The sequence below is a fragment of the Henriciella sp. genome, assembly GCF_029937755.1.
Lineage (GTDB): Bacteria > Pseudomonadota > Alphaproteobacteria > Caulobacterales > Hyphomonadaceae > Henriciella.
Window position 1 is genome coordinate 171,400 of record NZ_JAPYPG010000006.1, and the last position, 17,267, is coordinate 188,666.

General features: G+C 62.3%; 17 protein-coding genes. 8 read left to right on the forward strand and 9 right to left on the reverse strand.

All coding sequences use genetic code 11. From position 1 onward, the window contains the following. Positions 1-24: 24 nt before the first annotated feature. The 3 genes from Q1K29_RS13900 to Q1K29_RS13910 all read right to left on the reverse strand — a co-directional run bounded on the left by Q1K29_RS13900 (position 25) and on the right by Q1K29_RS13910 (position 2,137). Positions 25-600, reverse strand: coding sequence for a hypothetical protein (locus tag Q1K29_RS13900; protein WP_300395704.1), 576 nt, complete (start codon positions 598-600; stop codon positions 25-27). Between the two features lie 177 nt (positions 601-777). Beyond that, on the reverse strand, positions 778-1,308 hold the full coding sequence (locus Q1K29_RS13905) for a hypothetical protein (protein WP_300395705.1): 531 nt from the start codon (positions 1,306-1,308) through the stop codon (positions 778-780). Between the two features lie 619 nt (positions 1,309-1,927). After that, the gene (locus Q1K29_RS13910; RefSeq protein ID WP_300395706.1) at positions 1,928-2,137 is read right to left on the reverse strand and encodes a hypothetical protein; all 210 of its coding nucleotides are present in this window, start codon (positions 2,135-2,137) and stop codon (positions 1,928-1,930) included. 216 nt (positions 2,138-2,353) lie between these two features. Between Q1K29_RS13910 and Q1K29_RS13915 the strand changes: the two genes are divergently transcribed. The 7 genes from Q1K29_RS13915 to Q1K29_RS13945 all read left to right on the forward strand — a co-directional run bounded on the left by Q1K29_RS13915 (position 2,354) and on the right by Q1K29_RS13945 (position 11,138). Further along, complete coding sequence (locus tag Q1K29_RS13915) at positions 2,354-3,253, forward strand: glycine--tRNA ligase subunit alpha (RefSeq protein WP_300395707.1); 900 nt, start codon at positions 2,354-2,356, stop codon at positions 3,251-3,253. Then, positions 3,250-3,729: a hypothetical protein gene (locus Q1K29_RS13920; RefSeq protein ID WP_300395708.1), complete on the forward strand. Its 480-nt coding sequence runs from the start codon at positions 3,250-3,252 to the stop codon at positions 3,727-3,729. Before Q1K29_RS13915 ends, Q1K29_RS13920 begins: the two co-directional genes overlap by 4 nt. A 38-nt stretch (positions 3,730-3,767) precedes the next feature. Next, entirely contained in the window at positions 3,768-5,990 is a 2,223-nt protein-coding gene (gene glyS, locus Q1K29_RS13925; RefSeq protein WP_300395709.1) for a glycine--tRNA ligase subunit beta, read from the forward strand. Positions 5,991-6,008: 18 nt separating this feature from the next. Continuing rightward, the gene (locus Q1K29_RS13930; protein WP_300395710.1) at positions 6,009-6,416 is read left to right on the forward strand and encodes a hypothetical protein; all 408 of its coding nucleotides are present in this window, start codon (positions 6,009-6,011) and stop codon (positions 6,414-6,416) included. Continuing rightward, positions 6,409-9,102 (forward strand): pyruvate, phosphate dikinase, encoded by a 2,694-nt coding sequence (ppdK, locus tag Q1K29_RS13935; RefSeq protein ID WP_300395711.1) that lies wholly within the window; start codon positions 6,409-6,411, stop codon positions 9,100-9,102. The genes Q1K29_RS13930 and ppdK overlap by 8 nt, the downstream gene beginning before the upstream one ends. 366 nt (positions 9,103-9,468) lie before the next feature. Further along, complete coding sequence (locus Q1K29_RS13940) at positions 9,469-10,467, forward strand: cell wall hydrolase (protein ID WP_300395712.1); 999 nt, start codon at positions 9,469-9,471, stop codon at positions 10,465-10,467. A gap of 8 nt (positions 10,468-10,475) precedes the next feature. Then, entirely contained in the window at positions 10,476-11,138 is a 663-nt protein-coding gene (locus tag Q1K29_RS13945) for an O-methyltransferase (RefSeq protein ID WP_300395713.1), read from the forward strand. A gap of 4 nt (positions 11,139-11,142) precedes the next feature. Here Q1K29_RS13945 and Q1K29_RS13950 read toward each other — a convergent pair whose 3' ends face one another. The 6 genes from Q1K29_RS13950 to nadA form a co-directional block, all read right to left on the reverse strand. Beyond that, positions 11,143-11,952: an SDR family oxidoreductase gene (locus tag Q1K29_RS13950; RefSeq protein WP_300395714.1), complete on the reverse strand. Its 810-nt coding sequence runs from the start codon at positions 11,950-11,952 to the stop codon at positions 11,143-11,145. A gap of 64 nt (positions 11,953-12,016) precedes the next feature. Beyond that, a complete protein-coding gene (gene nadC, locus Q1K29_RS13955) occupies positions 12,017-12,868 on the reverse strand; it encodes a carboxylating nicotinate-nucleotide diphosphorylase (protein ID WP_300395715.1) in 852 nt (283 codons plus the stop codon). Continuing rightward, positions 12,865-14,412 (reverse strand): L-aspartate oxidase, encoded by a 1,548-nt coding sequence (locus tag Q1K29_RS13960; RefSeq protein ID WP_300395716.1) that lies wholly within the window; start codon positions 14,410-14,412, stop codon positions 12,865-12,867. Before Q1K29_RS13960 ends, nadC begins: the two co-directional genes overlap by 4 nt. 21 nt (positions 14,413-14,433) lie before the next feature. After that, a complete protein-coding gene (locus Q1K29_RS13965; protein WP_300395717.1) occupies positions 14,434-14,886 on the reverse strand; it encodes a hypothetical protein in 453 nt (150 codons plus the stop codon). Then, complete coding sequence (locus Q1K29_RS13970; RefSeq protein ID WP_300395718.1) at positions 14,883-15,341, reverse strand: hypothetical protein; 459 nt, start codon at positions 15,339-15,341, stop codon at positions 14,883-14,885. The genes Q1K29_RS13965 and Q1K29_RS13970 overlap by 4 nt, the downstream gene beginning before the upstream one ends. Before the next feature lie 73 nt (positions 15,342-15,414). Further along, positions 15,415-16,563, reverse strand: coding sequence for a quinolinate synthase NadA (gene nadA, locus Q1K29_RS13975; RefSeq protein ID WP_300395719.1), 1,149 nt, complete (start codon positions 16,561-16,563; stop codon positions 15,415-15,417). Positions 16,564-16,913: 350 nt separating this feature from the next. On the opposite strand from nadA, the gene Q1K29_RS13980 reads away from it, so the two are divergent. After that, complete coding sequence (locus tag Q1K29_RS13980) at positions 16,914-17,261, forward strand: hypothetical protein (protein WP_300395720.1); 348 nt, start codon at positions 16,914-16,916, stop codon at positions 17,259-17,261. Positions 17,262-17,267 lie beyond the last annotated feature (6 nt).

Genomic DNA, 17,267 nt, shown 5'->3' on the forward strand with positions numbered 1-17,267 from the left:
GTCTAGAAGCTCAGTTTGAGTTACTCAAAGATCGCGGAAGAAGAGCCGCCCGTCACGGGCGACAAAATAGAAGCCCACCTGTCCGATGAGCGCTCCAGTATCGGGGTCACCGAAAATCTCTGTTTCCCCAATCCGCACGACATAGTGCTTTGACCGCGGGTCGGGGTCGCCTGGCGGCCAGGGTTCTCCCGTGGGCGTGACGCTTGCCGGTAATGGGGTGGCCAGGTTATCGAGCTTGCGGAAGCCGCTGTTGCAGAAGCCGAATCCCTTATATTCAGGATCGGTCAGGACGCGCATATAATAAACGTCTTGCGGCGGCTCGGTCCCGGCCATCTCCACCGACCTTGGAATGAGCGGATAGACCTCGCGATAGGCTGTGCCATCCGGACCATTATAGCGATCCACATGGCCACCGCCGGAGCGTGTGAGCGTGCCATAGTCAGAAATGTGGCCGGCGGAGCGGTCTCGTCTGTAATTGCGCCAGGTGTTTCCGTTCGCGAATATCTCGTTCGGGAACCCGAAAAGGTTGCGATAGAGATCGATATCCTGACGCATAATGTCTTCAAGGTGAACATAATCAGCGTTCGCGTAGCGATCCATGCTAAAGACCGCCTCAACCCATTCATCCTTTAGCTGCGCCGCTCCCATGGCCGGACAGCGCGCATCAACCCAACCGTACGTGCCAGGCCCCTGAGGCGGCTTTGGACCGATTAAATTGTAGCCATGGGCGCCGGGGAGCGCGCCGATCTGCTCATAGTCCGCTTCCGCCTGTTCGCGTCACGCCTTCCATTCCTCAAGCGTTGCTTTCTCCACGCTGGCACCGACAAACTCGATTTTCGCTAACGGACTTTCATAGGCATCATCCGTCTTGTAGCCCCAGCCCTGGCTCAAATCCTCGATATCATCAAACCAGATTGCGAGCGGGCGAAGATCCTCTGGGATTCGCTCTTGACCCTTCTGCGGATCGGATGTGTAGGGCTCCCATCTGTCGCCCTCACACATGTCGATGGTTGTGATCGCGATCGCATGCCTGTCCCCGGCTGGCTGGTACATCATCTCCGGCGCCAGGGCCGTAAACGCCGTGTCCGTTGTGTGGATATTCTCGAATGCGGTGTAATTGCAGGCAACGACATAATCAAAGCTGACCGTCTCGCCGGTTTCCTTCAATTTGAAGTCGGCTTTAAGGCTGTAGAAAAACCCGACAGGACGCCCTGCCTCGGAGGACGATGGTGCCGATGGCGAACAGGCTGAAAAGCCCAGGACGGCAAGGGTAAGAAACCTGGCACGTTGGCGAAGGCGTGTCTTCATGGCGGTCTCCCGGTCTCGGCTGGGGAGATAGGATCAACCTGAAGTAAATTCCGCCCTAAGCCCGGCAGCGAAATTGCCGCCACCGGGCTTTCGTAGGTTGCGGACCGTGTGGCGCTGTCACGCGCTATTCCCCCGACATGTATTGAACGTTTATCGCCGTACATCGAGCCAGCCCGCTATCGTCTGGATAGGGGTGGAGGATCGTTCGAAAGTAATTGTTCATCCGGTGCATTTCGCGGCCGTCCCAAAGCTTGGCACACCACTCCGGTCTTCTTGATTGATCTGGAGGCTGCCAGGCAAATTCTTCCTGATTGACGAGACAACCCGGTTCGCACCGAACCAAGATACCGGTGTCTGACGGTCTATGCGGCACTTGATCAAGGGGCGCGAGTTCGGAAACCCTTACCTGATAGGGGCCGGATAGATGTGATGCCAAAAGGCCGAGGGAAATCCGCGTACAATAGGCAGGCGTTTGGGACGTGGCCTTGCGAATATCACCGTCCCGGAAAACACATTTCCGTTTCCCGGACTTGTCCTGCGCACACATTTCGTTGCTGCCAACCGTCCATTCGACGCACCAGTCCGGTACCAGAAGTCCCATCTGTTCATCACGGACCAGTCAGCAACCCGGCTTGCATTCCAACTCAACCGGCTCGTTGGCGCTAGGCAAATCATCGATCCGGGCGGCCCTTATGCTATCGTAAGTATTAGGCTCAGTCTGCGCAAACATCTGAATGTTCGGCGAATTCTGGAAAAGAAAAAGGGTGGAAAGCTCGCATGACAAGATGATGCTCACCACAAGCCCGGTGCGGCGGAGAGGTGACTTCATGGCGGGCTCCCGGTCTGGTCGGGGCAATAGGATCAACCTGAAGTAAATTCTGGCTAAACGGCGCTTTCAATTTTTTTCGTTGTGATGCAGGCATGAGCGCTTGCTCATCTCCACGATGACCAGGCTTGCCCCCGCGCCTACACCCCGCAGTTGCGAAATTTGTGATCTGAGAGTAGGCCGGACCCCTCATATTCTGGCTACCGATTCAGGCGCCCCATGACAGCACCGACCGCGCGCGAAAAACCCGCTTCCTTCCAGGACCTGATCCTCAGGCTGCAGAGCTATTGGGCCGCTCAGGGCTGCGCCATCCTGCAGCCCTATGACATGGAGGTTGGCGCCGGCACCCTGCACCCGGCGACCGTGCTGCGCGCGCTGGGGCCGAAGGACTGGCGCGCGGCTTACGTACAGCCCTCGCGCCGCCCGGCCGATGCGCGCTATGGCGAGAACCCGAACCGGCTTGGCCATTACTACCAGTTCCAGGTCATCCTGAAGCCCAACCCGGCAAACCTGCAGGACCTCTATCTCAACTCGCTCTACGAGATCGGTATCGACCCGATGGTCCACGATATCCGCTTTGTGGAAGACGACTGGGAGAACCCGACGGTGGGGGCCTGGGGGCTTGGCTGGGAAGTCTGGTGCGACGGCATGGAAGTCAGCCAGTACACCTATTTCCAGCAGGTCGGCGGGCTGGATGTGTTCCCGGTATCCGGCGAGCTGACCTACGGGCTGGAGCGCCTCGCCATGTATGTGTTCGGCGTCGACAATGTCTATAATCTGCCGTTCAACGACCCGGCCTCGGAAGTGCCGCTCTCCTATGGCGATGTCTTCCTGCAGAATGAGCGTGAGCAGTCGGCCTTCAATTTCGAACTGGCCGATGTCGACATGCTGCAGACCTGGTTCACCGGCTGCGAGAGCCAGTCCAAGGCGCTGCGCGAAGCGGGAAAGCCGCTGCCGGCCTATGACTTCGCGCTGAAAGCCAGCCACGTCTTCAACCTGATCGATGCGCGCGGCGCGATCTCGCCGACCGAGCGCCAGGCCTTTATCGGCCGGGTGCGTGACCTTGCGCGTGGGGCGGCCGAACTCTGGGCGAAACAGGAAGAGGAGCGCGCGGCATGAGGCTCGCTGGCATTATGATGTCGTCTCTGGTGCTGGGGCTCGCAGCTTGCGGCGGGAACGGCCCCGATGAGGGCGAAACCGAGCCCGAGGCCACCGCGCCCACCATCGCCACCGACATGGAAAGTCCGGTCGAGGACCCGTTCTGCGCCTTCACGGCGGAGAATACCGATACGAGCGGCGAGGGCGGCAGCTACGTCTTCGTCACCTCGATGGGCGACGCGGTCTATCACGGCTATGCCAAGCTCGACGGCGAAGTGACCCGGCTGACCGAGGTCGAGGCCGGTTTCGGCGCGGGTATGGAAACGCGCCGCTATGTCACCGAAGATGACAGCGTCGAGCTTGAAGTGATCCTTCTCGATCCGCGCGACGGGCAGGCCGAAAGCGAGCATTCCGGTTCGGTCCGCGTGATTTACCCGGTTGAGGGGGACGCCGTGAAATTCTATGGCGAGTGCGACTATGACGAGACCGGCGAATGAGCCGGCCGATGACCACAAACGGGGCGCGCTGAACCGCCATGGCAGACCTACTACTCGAACTCTTTTCCGAAGAGATCCCGGCGCGCATGCAGGCGAAGGCCGAAGCCGATCTCAAGGCCGCCCTCGAGAAAGGCCTCGCTGAGGCGGGCGTCGAGTTCGAGCGCGCGGTGGCGCTGTCGGGCCCGCGCCGCCTGGCGGTCTGCGTTGAGGGGCTGCCGGCGAAGTCCGCCGATGTGAAGGAAGAGAAGAAGGGCCCGAAAGTCGGCGCGCCGGAGAAGGCCGTGGAGGGCTTCCTGCGCGGGGCAGGGCTCACCTCCATCGACGAGGCCGAGGTGCGCAGCGACCCGAAGAAGGGCGACTTCTATGTCGCCGTCCGCGAAGTGCCGGGCCGTCCGCTTCAAGACATCGTTGCTGAACTGGTGCCCGAGATCGTGCGCGGTTTTCACTGGCCGAAATCGATGCGCTGGGGCCGTGGCGAGCTGCGCTGGGTGCGCCCGCTGCAGCGCGTGCTCTGCGTCTTCGATGGCAAGGTGGTCGACTTCGAGATCGACAGTCTCAAGTCTGGCAACCAGACCGAAGGCCACCGCATCATGGGCCGGGGGCCGTTCGAGATTACCTCTTTCGAGGACTACAAGCGCGTTCTGGAAAGCGACGGCTGTGTCGTCCTCTCGCGGGAGGATCGCCGCCTGCTGATCGATGAGCAGGCGCATGTGACCTGTCTCGAAAAGGGCCTTGAACTGGTCGAGGACAAGGGCCTGCTCGACGAGGTGACGGGGCTGGCGGAATGGCCGGTCGTCATCCTGGGCGAGATGGATCCGGACTTCCTGACCCTGCCGAGCGAAGTCATCCAGCTTTCCATGCGCACGCACCAGAAATATTTCGCCGTGCGCGACCCGAAGACGGGCGATCTTGCGCCGAACTTCGTCGTCGTCGCGAATATCGAAGCGGCCGATGGCGGCGAGGCGATTGCGGCGGGCAATTCGCGCGTGCTGTCGGCGCGGCTCGATGATGCGCGCTTCTTCTGGGACAATGACCGCAAGATGCCGCTGGAAGAGATGGCGAAGAAGCTTTCGACCATCGACTTCAAGAAAGAGCTGGGCACGATTGCCGACAAGGTGGAGCGCGTCGCTGCGCTGGCGCGCGAACTGGCGCCGAAGGTCGGGGCTGAGCCGGATGTGGCGGAGCGCGCCGCGCGCCTCGCCAAGGCCGATCTGGTCTCCGGCATGGTCGGTGAGTTCCCCGAACTCCAGGGCGTTATGGGCGGCTACTATGCGCGTGAGCAAGGCGAGGCGGACGCCGTCGCCACCGCCATCGCCGAGCACTACAAGCCTGTCGGCGCGTCGGATGACGTGCCCTCAGAGCCGGTGAGCATCGCTGTGGCGCTGGCCGACAAGCTCGACACGCTGGTCGGCTTCTGGGCCATCGACGAGAAACCCACCGGCTCGAAAGACCCGTTCGCGCTGCGGCGCGCCGCGCTGGGCGTCGTGCGGATCATTCTGGAGAATGAGGTTCGGGTTGGTTTGCAAACAACAGTCATCCGTCCATTCGCGCGAGCAGGCGTCCGCATCGTTCTTCAGCGCGCAGTGGAAAGACAGGATAAGATCCAAGAGCTTTTTGACGCTGGAGTGCTGACGGAGAACCAAGCGAATAGGCTTCTTCTCGAAAGCATTGAGCAGGCAAATCAGGAGCGTGATCTGGCACTCGGAGACGAGGCATGGGCGAAGACCAGCGTCGTAATCCAAGACCTCCTCGCCTTCTTCGCTGACCGCCTCAAGCAATATCTCCGCGATGCTGGCGCGCGTCATGATCTGATCGACGCTGTCTTCGCCCTTGGCGAGGATGACCTCGTCCTGATCGTGAAGCGCGTCGAGGCGCTGGGCGCGTTCCTTGAGTCCGATGATGGCGCGAACCTGCTGGCGGGCTACAAGCGCGCGGCGAATATCCTCAAGGCGGAAGAGAAGAAGGACGGCAAGGCCTATGATGGCGCGCCCGATCCGAAGCTTTTCGAGCAGGAGGAAGAGCGCGCGCTCGCCGAGGCGATTACCGAATCGGTGGCCGCGGCTGAAGCTGCTCTGCAGGCGGAGGACTTCGAAAAAGCCATGGGAGCGTTATCATCGCTTCGCCCCCCTGTTGATGCCTTCTTCGATGCTGTAACGGTCAACGCGGAGCGCCCGGAATTGAGGCAAAACCGACTCTTGATTCTGGGATCCATCCGTGACGCTTTGCATCGTGTGGCGGATTTTTCGAAAGTGGCAGCATAATCTTGCGGGAGCCCGAGAATGCTCATTGTCGTGCTCCTGGTCGGCCTTCTGGCCTTGTGGATCTGGAGTCTGGTGAAGATGCCTTCGAAACGGGCACGCGAAATCTTCGACGCTCATGGACCGGCGCCCTCTGATGTGTCGGATCGGGACCGCGCTTTCGTGCTCGACCTGCATCGCCACTTTGGCACGCGCGACTTTACCTACAAGACCATTGCGGACCGTCCGCTGGATCCGCAAATCGCCGGGGCTTTTGGCGTGGAATCTGCAAGCCTGGACGACCGCGAAGAGTTGGGGGTCCGTTTGCCGCAACTGAAATTACTGGTCTCCTTCGAACCGGGGCGCTATCGCCTCACCGAGGAAGCCGCCCTCATGGCTGAACGCCTGGGGTCTGAACAATCGAGTCTGGAGAATTCACATCATGGCTGACAGCGCTGAAACGATGACCAAGGAACAATGGGTCTATTCCTTTGGCGGCGGCACGGCTGACGGCAATACCGGCATGAAGAACCTGCTCGGCGGCAAGGGCGCGAACCTCGCCGAGATGGCCCGCCTCGGCCTGCCGGTTCCGCCCGGCTTCACGCTGACGACGGCGGTCTGCACGGCCTATTACGACCGTGGCGAAACCTATCCCGACGGGCTGGAAGCGCAGGTCGATGCCGCGCTGGAAGCGGTCGAGAAGGAGACCGGCAAGACGTTCGGCGATGCGGACAACCCGCTTCTGGTCTCGGTCCGCTCCGGCGCGCGCGCCTCGATGCCGGGCATGATGGATACGGTCCTCAACCTCGGTCTCTCCGAAGTGACGGTGCAGGGCCTCGCCAAGAAGGCCGGCGAACGCTTCGCCTATGACAGCTATCGCCGCTTCATCCAGATGTATTGCAACGTCGTGCTCGGCATGAAGCATGACACGTTCGAGCACATCCTCGACGACTATAAAGAGCGCTACGACTACAATCTCGACACCGAAGTCACGGCTGATGACTGGAAGGAGATCATCTCCCAGTACAAGGCCGCCATCGAGAAGCAGCTTGGCCATCCCTTCCCGGATGATCCGCGCGAGCAGCTCTGGGGTGCCATCGGCGCCGTCTTCGGGTCGTGGATGAACGACCGCGCCATCCTGTACCGCAAGCTGAACGACATCCCGGCCGAATGGGGCACGGCGGTGAACGTCCAGTCCATGGTGTTCGGCAATATGGGCGAGACCTCGGCCACCGGCGTCGCCTTCACGCGCGACCCATCGACCGGCGAGAAGGTCTTCTATGGCGAGTTTCTCGTGAACGCGCAGGGTGAGGACGTCGTCGCCGGCATCCGTACCCCGGCGCCGATCTCGCATTCGCGCGCCGAAGCCATCGGCTCGGAAGAAGCCCCGCTCGAAGACGCGATGCCGCGGGTCTATGAGGAGCTGGTGGCCGTCGCCAACAAGCTCGAGAGCCACTATCGCGACATGCAGGACATCGAGTTCACGGTCGAGGACAACAAGCTCTACATGCTGCAGACCCGGAACGGGAAACGCACCGCGGCTGCCGCCCTCAAGATCGCCGTCGACATGGCCGATGAGGGCCTCATCAATGAAGAAGAGGCGGTCCTGCGCCTGATGCCGGGCCAGCTCGACCAGCTGCTCCACCCGACCATCGCGCCGGATGCGGCGCGTGACCTGATCGTCAAGGGCCTCCCGGCCAGCCCCGGTGCGGCTGTCGGCAAGGTGGTCTTCGATTCCGATGAAGCCGCCACGCTCGCCGAAAAGGGTGAAGACGTCATCCTGATGCGTGTCGAGACCTCGCCGGAAGACATTCACGGCATGCATGCCGCGCGCGCCATCGTGACAGCACGCGGGGGGATGACCTCGCACGCCGCCGTTGTCGCCCGTGGCATGGGCCGGCCCTGTGTCTGCGGTGCCGGTGGCCTGCAGATCGACCCGGCGAATGGCACGTTCCGCTCCGGCGGCCGCGAGTTCAAGAAAGGCGACGTGGTCACCATTGACGGGGCCGAAGGCGAAGTCCTGCTCGGCGCGGTCGACATGGTGAAACCGGACCTGTCGGGTGATTTCGGCAAGCTCATGGAGTGGGCCGACAAGGTGCGCAAGCTCAAGGTCCGCACCAATGCCGAGACGCCGCATGATGTCGACACGGCGAAGAATTTCGGCGCTGAAGGCATCGGCCTCTGCCGCACCGAGCACATGTTCTTCGAGAGCGACCGCATCCCGGTCGTGCGCTCGATGATCCTGGCCGAAGACAAGAAGGGCCGCGAAGCCGCGCTTGCCAAGCTGCTCCCGATGCAGCGCGGGGACTTCGCCGAGATCTTTCGCATTATGGAAGACCGGCCCTGCACGATCCGCCTGCTCGATCCGCCGCTGCACGAATTCCTGCCGCACTCCGAAGAGGAGATGGCGGAAGTCGCCGCCTCGGCCGGGGTCAGCGTCGAGAAGCTGAAGCGCCAGGCAGCCGACCTGCATGAGAGCAATCCGATGCTCGGCCACCGTGGCTGCCGTCTCGGTATCACCTATCCGGAAATCTATGAGATGCAGGCCCGCGCCATCTTCGAAGCCGCCGTGCAGGTGGCCAAGGAGACCGGCTACAGCCCGATCCCGGAAGTGATGATCCCGCTCGTCGGCACGAAGAAAGAACTCGACATCCTGAAAGAGAAGGTCGACGGCGCCGCGCAGGCCGTCTTCAAGGAGACGGGCACGACGCTGGAATACCTCGTCGGCACGATGATCGAATTGCCGCGCGCCGCGCTGCAGGCCGGTGAGATCGCCAAGACAGCCGAGTTCTTCTCCTTCGGGACGAATGACCTCACGCAGACGACGCTCGGCATTTCCCGCGATGACGCAGCCCGCTTCCTCAAGGCCTATGAGGAGCAGGGGATTTACGAGAAGGACCCGTTTGTCACGCTGGACCAGACGGGCGTCGGGGAACTCGTAAAGATTGCAACCGACCGCGGCCGCGCAACCAAGCCGGGCATCAAGCTGGGTATCTGTGGGGAGCATGGCGGAGATCCGGCCTCGGTCGCTTTCTGTCACAGGTTGGGACTCGATTATGTCTCGTGTTCGCCCTACCGCGTTCCGATCGCCCGCCTTGCCGCAGCTCATGCTGCACTGGAAAAGGGCGAGGAATAATCACCCTAGGGTTGACGGGCTTTAGGGTCCGATCACCTATGCAATTTGTAATCTGGAACCGTTGCGCAAGCGCAACAGTGTAATTTGTAGGCGAGAGGATGGTTTACGGCTCTTAACCCGCTGTAAGCCTGAATCTGCTGTATTTTTTGTACGAAAGACAAGAAGCGCTCCGACGGCGCCGGCTGGACTGGGTTCCGTGCTGACAGAAATGTAAGTCTTCAAAGCCCGCTTTTCGTTGCTATGTGCCGGGTAAGTTCACTATCCAGTCAAATCCAAGCCGGGGCTTGAACAGTGAATGAACGAGGCCAACTGGCCTGGTTCATGCTTACTGTGTCAGGAAACGCTGGTGGAAATAAGGGGCAGGTGATGTCACTGAAGAAGACCACGCAGAGCCCGCGAATGTTCGCGGACAGGTCCCTTCGCGGCAAAATTGCGCGTTGGTGGCTAGCAAAAACGGATGCCGAGCAGCGGAAATTTGTTTCGCAAGCCGGCATGGCATCGGTATGCGCGCTCGGCCTGACCGTTGCGCTGCCCATGATCTCCTCGCTGAACCTGCAGAAGCAGGCAGAGGCCGAGGCCCGTGCGCAGACCGAGCGGTTTGCCGAGATCCAGGATGCCGGTGACGCTGTGCGGGCGGATCCGAAGGCCCCGCGGCTGATGCAGCATGAATGGATCCGCAACGTCGAATATTCCCTTGAACGTGACCCGGACGGCGCGCTGAGCCGCTATGCCGGTCTGGAACGTGATGCTGCCGTCCTTGCCGGTATGAAAAGCTTTGACCCGATCCATCTTGCTCGCGCAGAAGACATGAGCCGGCAGATGAAGTGTCTTGCCGAGGCCGTTTACTACGAGGCCCGCAGCGAAGCGACGTCCGGCCAGATCGCGGTTGCCGAAGTCATCATGAACCGCGTTAAGGATCACCGTTATCCGAACACCGCCTGTGATGTGGTCTATCAGGGGGCAACCCGCACGACCGGGTGTCAGTTTACCTTCACCTGCGATGGCGCGCTCGATCGCGGCCCGCGCGGCACGCGCTGGGAGAAAGCGAAAACGATCGCCGCCCATGTGATGCTGAAACTGGAAGAGCCGCGCACCGGCGGGGCGACCCATTATCACGCAACCTATGTGAACCCGGTCTGGAATGCCGGTCTGATCCAGACGTCGCATATCGGCACGCACATCTTCTACCGCTTTCCGCGGGGCGCCGAGTGGGCCAGTGCACGCGCTGCCCAGCGCGCCCGTAACAAGCGTGAGAATGCCGGTGGTGGCAGCAATTCCAGCTCGACCATCATGACGGTCGATACCCCGCAGGACACCGACGACCTCAATGCCCGCTCGCTGAGCGTGCTGAACCCGGCTCCGTAAGGATTTCCATGACCGAAGGACGCCTGTTCGAGGACGTCGACACTTATATCAACAGCCTGTTTGCGGTTGAGGACGCGGTGCTGACACGCGCTGTCGAGCGCTCCACCGCGGCAGGCCTGCCCGAGATCCAGCTATCGCCCGGACAGGCGAAGCTGATCTACCTGCTGGCGAAGATGATCGGCGCGAAGCGCATGCTCGAAGTCGGTACGCTGGGCGGTTATTCGACCGTCTGGCTGGGCCGCGCCTTGCCCGACGATGGCGAGCTGATCAGTATCGAACTTGATCCCGGCCATGCGAAGGTGGCCCGTGAGACACTCGTCGATGCCGGCCTCGACAAGACATGCCGGATCATCGAGGGCAGGGGCCTCGACGTGATGAACACGCTGACCCCTCATTTCGACATGGTGTTTCTGGATGCCAACAAGGATGGCTATCCGGCCTATCTCAAACAGGCTATCCGGCTGGTGCGGCCCGGCGGCCTGATCGTGGCCGATAATGTCGTTCGTGAAGGGGCCGTGCTTGAGCCGTCAAAGGTCGATCCGAACGCGATTGGTGCCGCCGCCTTCAACCAGGCCCTCGCCAGCCACCCGCAGCTTGAAGCTATCGTCCTCCAGCAGGTCGGCATCAAGGGCCATGATGGCCTCGCCGTGGCGCGCGTGAAGGACGACTGAGCGCCTACTCCCGCGGCCCGAGATTCTTGATCATGGTCTTTTTCAGCCGGTTGGGCATGAAACGGGCGGCGAAGCGCGTGCGCTCGGCCATCTTGCCGGCCATGTAGTGGGTGTCCTTGCCATGGGCGGCATCCCACGCCCTCTCCGCGGCGATCTCGACGGGATAAACGTCCTGGCCGGACTCCCGGATCATGTCGGACATCTTCTCATTGGCGCCGTCGGCCTTGCCCATGTCCAGGATGGGCGTGTCGATGAACCAGGGCATCAGCGAGGTCACCCGGATGCCGAGATTGGAGAACTCCACGTCAAGCGCTTCGGTCAGGCCGCGCACGGCGAATTTGGTCGCGGAATAGACAGCCAGCTTCGGCGCGCCGAACACGCCGGCGGTGGACGCGGTGTTCACGATGCGTGAGCCGGGTGTGGCGCGCAGCAGGGGCAGGGCGGCCTGCACGCCATTGATGATGCCCTTCACATTGACGTCGACGACCCAGTCATTGTCCTCGCCGGTCATTTCCTCGAACCAGCCATGCCGGCCGACACCGGCATTGTTGAACAGCACCGTCATCCGGCCATCGGTTGCCTTGCCGAACTGTTCGATGGCGGCTTTCCAGTCGTCGCGGCTGCGCACGTCGAGCTTTGCGGTGACGCAATTGTCCTCGCCGATCTCCTTTGCGACTTCGGCAAGGCCGTCCTCGTTCACGTCATAGAGGCCAACGAACCAGCTGCGGTCTGCAAACAGTTTGGCGGTCGCCTTGCCGATGCCGGATGCGGCGCCGGTGATGAAGATGCTCTTTCGGCCTGTGGCAGTGCCCATGAATTCCCAGTCCTCCCGTTTTGCCGCCCGTGTCTTGCATGGCGCGGCTTATCGGGAAACAGGTTCACGGCAGGTCGAGGCCGACGTCAAGGTTTGACGCAGAGTGAGTGAGCGCGCCCACCGAGATGTAGTCGACGCCGGTCTCGGCAATACCGGCAACGGTGTCGAGGGTCACGCCACCGGACGCTTCGGCCTTGCAGGCGCCATCAATCATGGCGACGGCCTTCCTCAGTGTGGCATTGTCCATATTGTCGAGCAGCACCGCATGCGGCTTGTGGGGCAGGGCCTCTTCCAGCTGGTCGAGCGTGTCGACCTCCACCTCGATCATGCGCAGGTGTCCGGCATAGTCATGCGCGCGTTTCAGCGCCCCGCTGACAGAGCCACAGGCGGCGATATGATTGTCCTTGATCAGGATCGCATCATCGAGGCCATAACGGTGCGAGGTGCCGCCGCCACAGCGCACGGCGCGTTTCTCCAGCGCCCGGTGGCCAGGGGTCGTCTTCCGGGTGCAGACGATCGTTGCATCCGTATGCTGAACTTTTTCGGCAAAGGCCGCCGTCAGCGTGGCAATGCCGGACAGGCGGCCGATGAAGTTCAGCATCGTGCGCTCCGCCATCAGGATGGAACGCGCATCACCAGACATCGTCCCGATCAGCGTGCCGGGCTCAAGCCTGCCGCCATCCTGCAGGGCCTGGTCCAGAGTTACACTCTCATCGATCAGCTTCAGGGAGTGCGCGGCGGCGTCCATGCCGGCAAGGATGCCCGGCTTGCGGGCCCGGATCTCGGCGGTGATGCGGGTGCCCGGCAGGATCGTGGCGTCGGTCGTCAGGTCGCCCGCACGGCCAAGGTCTTCCGCCAGCGCGAGACGGACGATGGGATCGAGGATAGGGGCGGGCAGGGGTGGTGGCAGGATCATTCCGGTCTCTCGCATTGATGCAGCCCGTTGCCGCGCGTCAGGAAGGTGCGCCGGGCAAGCTGCCGGCTGTCCGGGAAATCCGAACGGAAATGCCCGCCGCGGCTTTCCTCACGCTGGAGGGCGGCGTCGACCATGAGCTGTGCGGTGACCAGCGCGCGGGCCGGGCCGTGGGTGTCTTCCAGCGTGGCGATCTCCTCGCGCAGGGCGCTCAGGCCCTCAGCGGTCCGGACAACGCCGCAGCGCTCGGCCATGCCATAGCGCAGCGTCATGAGCGCATCGGCTGGCAGGTCGGGCGCGACCTCGGCCGAAGCCGCGCCGGGCTTGGTCAGAACGGTGTTCTTCAGGCGTTCGGCAATACGTTCGGCAAAGACGACCGCCTCCAGCAGTGAGTTCGATGCCAGCCGGTTGGCCCCGTGGGCACCGGTTGAGGAACACTCCCCGCAGACCGACAGGGCCTCCAGCGTGGAGCTGCCCCAGGCATCGGCCACAACGCCGCCCATATGATAGTGCGCGGCCGGGGCGACCGGGATCGGTTTGATGCGCGGGTCGATGCCCGCCGCCATGCAGGCGGCAAAGACGGTGGGGAAGTGGGCCGGAAACTCCTTGCCGACAGCGACAGTGGCGTCGAGAAAGGCGCCCTTGCCGGCGCTAATCTCCGAATGGATCGCGCGGGCGACCTCGTCGCGCGGGGCGAGTTCGGCCTTGTCATGATAGTGCGCCATGAAGGGCACGCCCTTGTGGTTGCGCAGGATCGCGCCTTCACCGCGCAGGGCTTCGGTGGCCAGCGGCGCCGGATCAAGGCCGACATCCATGGCGGTGGGGTGAAACTGGACGAATTCCGGATCGGAAATGAGGGCGCCGGCCTTCCACGCCATGGCGATGGAGTCGCCACGCGATTGCGGGGGGTTGGTGGTGACCCTGAACAGCCCGCCGGAGCCGCCCGTGCAGAGCACGGTATGGCGCGCGGTAAGCGGGGCGAGGTGTCCGTCTTTGTCTTCAGTCACGATGCCGGATATGCGGCCATCATCATCCTGCAACAGGCTGACAGCGCGATACGGCCATTTCAGCGTGATGTGTTCGGCATCCTTCACCGCGGCCGTCAGCGCGCCCATGATCGCCTTGCCGGCAAGATCCCCGGCCACGCGTGCGACACGGGGATGGGAGTGGGCGGCTTCCAGTGACAGGGCAAGTGCGCCTTCCGGCGTGCGGTCGAAGGGCACGCCGAGCGCGATGAGGTCCAGCACGCGGGCCGGGCCTTCTTCGGCGATCAGCCGGGCAATGACCGGATCGACCAGGCCTGCCCCGGCGGCGACCGTATCACTGGCATGGGTTTCCGGACTGTCGAGCGGGTCGAGCGCGGCAGCAAGGCCGCCCTGCGCCCAGGCCGATGAGGCGGCCTCGCCAAGCGGAGCGGGCGCGATCACGGTGACCGGCCGCGGGGCAAGGCGCAGCGCCAGGAACAGGCCGGCAAGGCCTGCGCCGACGATCAGTATGTCGTCCTCATCTGCTGGCGTCGCAGACTGGATGCGTTTCAATTCTACCATGTGATCAGCCCCGCAGTCTCATCATGAGATGGCGCCCTCGGCGCGTCGCCATTCGGCGGGAAAGGCCCCGCTGCCCAGCAGGACGCCTTGAAGGTGGGATTCGCTCTGTATTCTCAGCTGGAAATTGTCTGGCAGGTAATTCTCGGTCGGCTCTCCTGCGAGGAAGGTATCGATGGTGGAGGTCACCGTGGCGATGTCCTCGTCGATCTCGACCGCGCAGCTCTGTTCGACGACATAGCGCACCCCTGCAGCCGGGCAGTCCTGCTCAGCGGTGAGTTCGCAATCGAAGTTCAGCGGATCTTCGGTCGGGATGAGACGGGCCTGGCCATTGAAGCGGCAAATATCATTGAGGTCGGCCTCGAAGGTCCAGAGGCCGGCGAGGTTGGGAGGCAGCGTATCGGTCTGGGCCAGCACCGGTGCCGCCGGCGTTACGGCCATGAGAACGGAAAGGGCGAGGGCTGCTCTCGAAATCACGAAATGCCTTCCTCGGCGCGGATGAAGATGGCGGGCGCGGTCGCAGCCGAGACGAGCGAGCCATACATGCGTTTGGTGCTCTGGATCGTCAGCGCGAAATTGTCCGGGACATAGACGAGACCTTCGAGCTTCGACTCCAGAAACTGGTCGATCTCCGAGCGGATGGAGAGCTGGTTGTCGAAGCGGCGCGCGGTGCATTGCTGCAACACGACCGAGCGGCCCCACATGGAGCAGACTTCCACAGCGGTCAGCTCGCAGTCATAGACCCCGGACTCTGCATCCGGGGTGAGGCGCATCGTGCCGGTCATGACGCATTGGCCTTCGCGGTAAGGCTTGGTCTGGAAGGTCCAGTTGCCGAGGATGTCGCCCGGATCCTTGTCGCCTTCCGTTGCCTGCGCGCCGGGCGTCATGACGGCGAGGCAGGCAGCGAGGCAGGCGGCAAGGGCAAGGCGCATCGGGACAGCTCCGGGAGGCGGGCGTTTTGTTCTCGACGCCAGAAGACCGCGTCAAAGGGGCGAGATCAAGGCGTTATCCTGCCGAAATGACCTCGATTTCCATCGGCTTGAGACCTGTCTTGAAGGCCAGCGGACTGTCGGTCTTCGGCAGGTTCAGCATCGCATCGATAGCGGCTTTCGCTTTCACGCGGACCTCTTCGTCGATCTCGACCTCGTGCTTCATCTCGATCAGGCAGTCGAGAATATTCTCGAGTGTGATCTGCTTCATGTGCGGGCAGAGATTACACGGGCGCACGAAGTTCACGCCGGGGTTTTCGGCGGCGACATTGTCGCTCATCGAGCACTCGGTCAGCAGGACGACCTTGTTCGGGCTGTTGTCCTTCACATAATTCGCGAGCGCGGCGGTGGAGCCGGCAAAGTCGGCCGCTTCCAGCACGTCCGGGGGGCATTCCGGGTGCGCGAGGATCATCACGCCTGGATGGGCTTCACGCAGCTGGCTCACATCATCGGCATTGAACAGCTCATGCACTTCGCAGGCGCCCGGCCATGTAATGATGCGGATATCGGTCTGCGCGGCGACATTCCTGGCAAGGTACTGGTCCGGCACGAGGATGACCGTGTCGGTGTTCCATTCCTTGGCGATGGCCTCGACGACCTGCGCGGCATTGGAGCTCGTGCAGGTGATGTCACACTCGGCTTTTACGTCGGCGGTCGTGTTCACATAGGTGACGACCGGATAGTCCGGATAGCGCTCCTTGATCAGGCGCACATCGGGGCCGGTGATCGAGGCGGCCAGCGAGCAGCCGGCTTCAAGGCTCGGGATCAGCACGGTCTTTTCCGGTGCGAGAATCTTGGAGGTCTCGGCCATGAAGTGCACCCCGGCCTGGACGATGACGTCGGCATCGGTCTCGGCCGCTTCGCGTGCGAGCTGAAGCGAGTCACCGGTAAAATCGCCGACGAGGCGGAAGATGTCCGGCGTCATGTAATTGTGCGCGAGGATGACGGCGTTCCTGGCCTTTTTCAGGCGGTTGATCTCGGCCACAAGCGGCGCGATCGACGGCCACTCCATCGGGGTGATGAAGTCGGAGACGAGGGGATAGAGATCGTCGGTCTCTGCCTTGACGGCATCGTCATAGGCCAGTCCGCGCGCGTCTGCAGCGCTCTGCGCGCGCAACGGTGTCGGGGTCGGGCAACCCGGTCCGGAATCAATCAGTCTGGCCATGGTCAGTCTCCATGCTTTTGCTCAATATGAGCATTATGTGGGCCTGCGAAGCTCCGAATTCAAGACCTTCCGGCTGGAAAGAGAGAACCCGGGGACACGCCTCACCCTTATAGGCCGGGTGAGCAAAAGGCGCATTTAGACCTCAGGGTTGGGTTTGGCAAGGGCTGTGTCGAAATTGTGACGATTCGCGCTCGCGCATGCGGCGCAATACCGGGGCAGGGCGGAGGCCCGAAAAAGAATCCCAGAAGAGTCAGAGCCTTGTTTCGAAATTAAGATTCCGTTTACCAAAAAAGACTCGCCATGAGAACAAAGCAAGAATATACGGGCCATCGGAACGGAAGGAGAACATCATGGCAAGGGTCAGTTTTTGTGGTCGGTCGGGACGCGCCTGGAGTTTTACCGAGAGGGGACTGGAGACAGACTGGGCCCGGCAGCCGGGCATCGCCCTGTTTGCCGCTCCGGATACTTATGGCTGGCGCATCATCCGCATGGTCGAGATGACCGGGCGGATGCACGACGTCCAGCCGGTTTGGGCACAGCTAGATGCAGCCCGCTATGGCGCGAAGGCGATATTCGTGCATGAAGAAAGTGATTTCGAGGCGCGCCGTGCTGTTTTGGCCGATCTCGAAGCGGGTCTGAGCCCGGTTTTGCCAGTTTTTTCCGGCGCTCAGCCCGCACCCGTTCGTATGGCCGCGTAAGCGCCT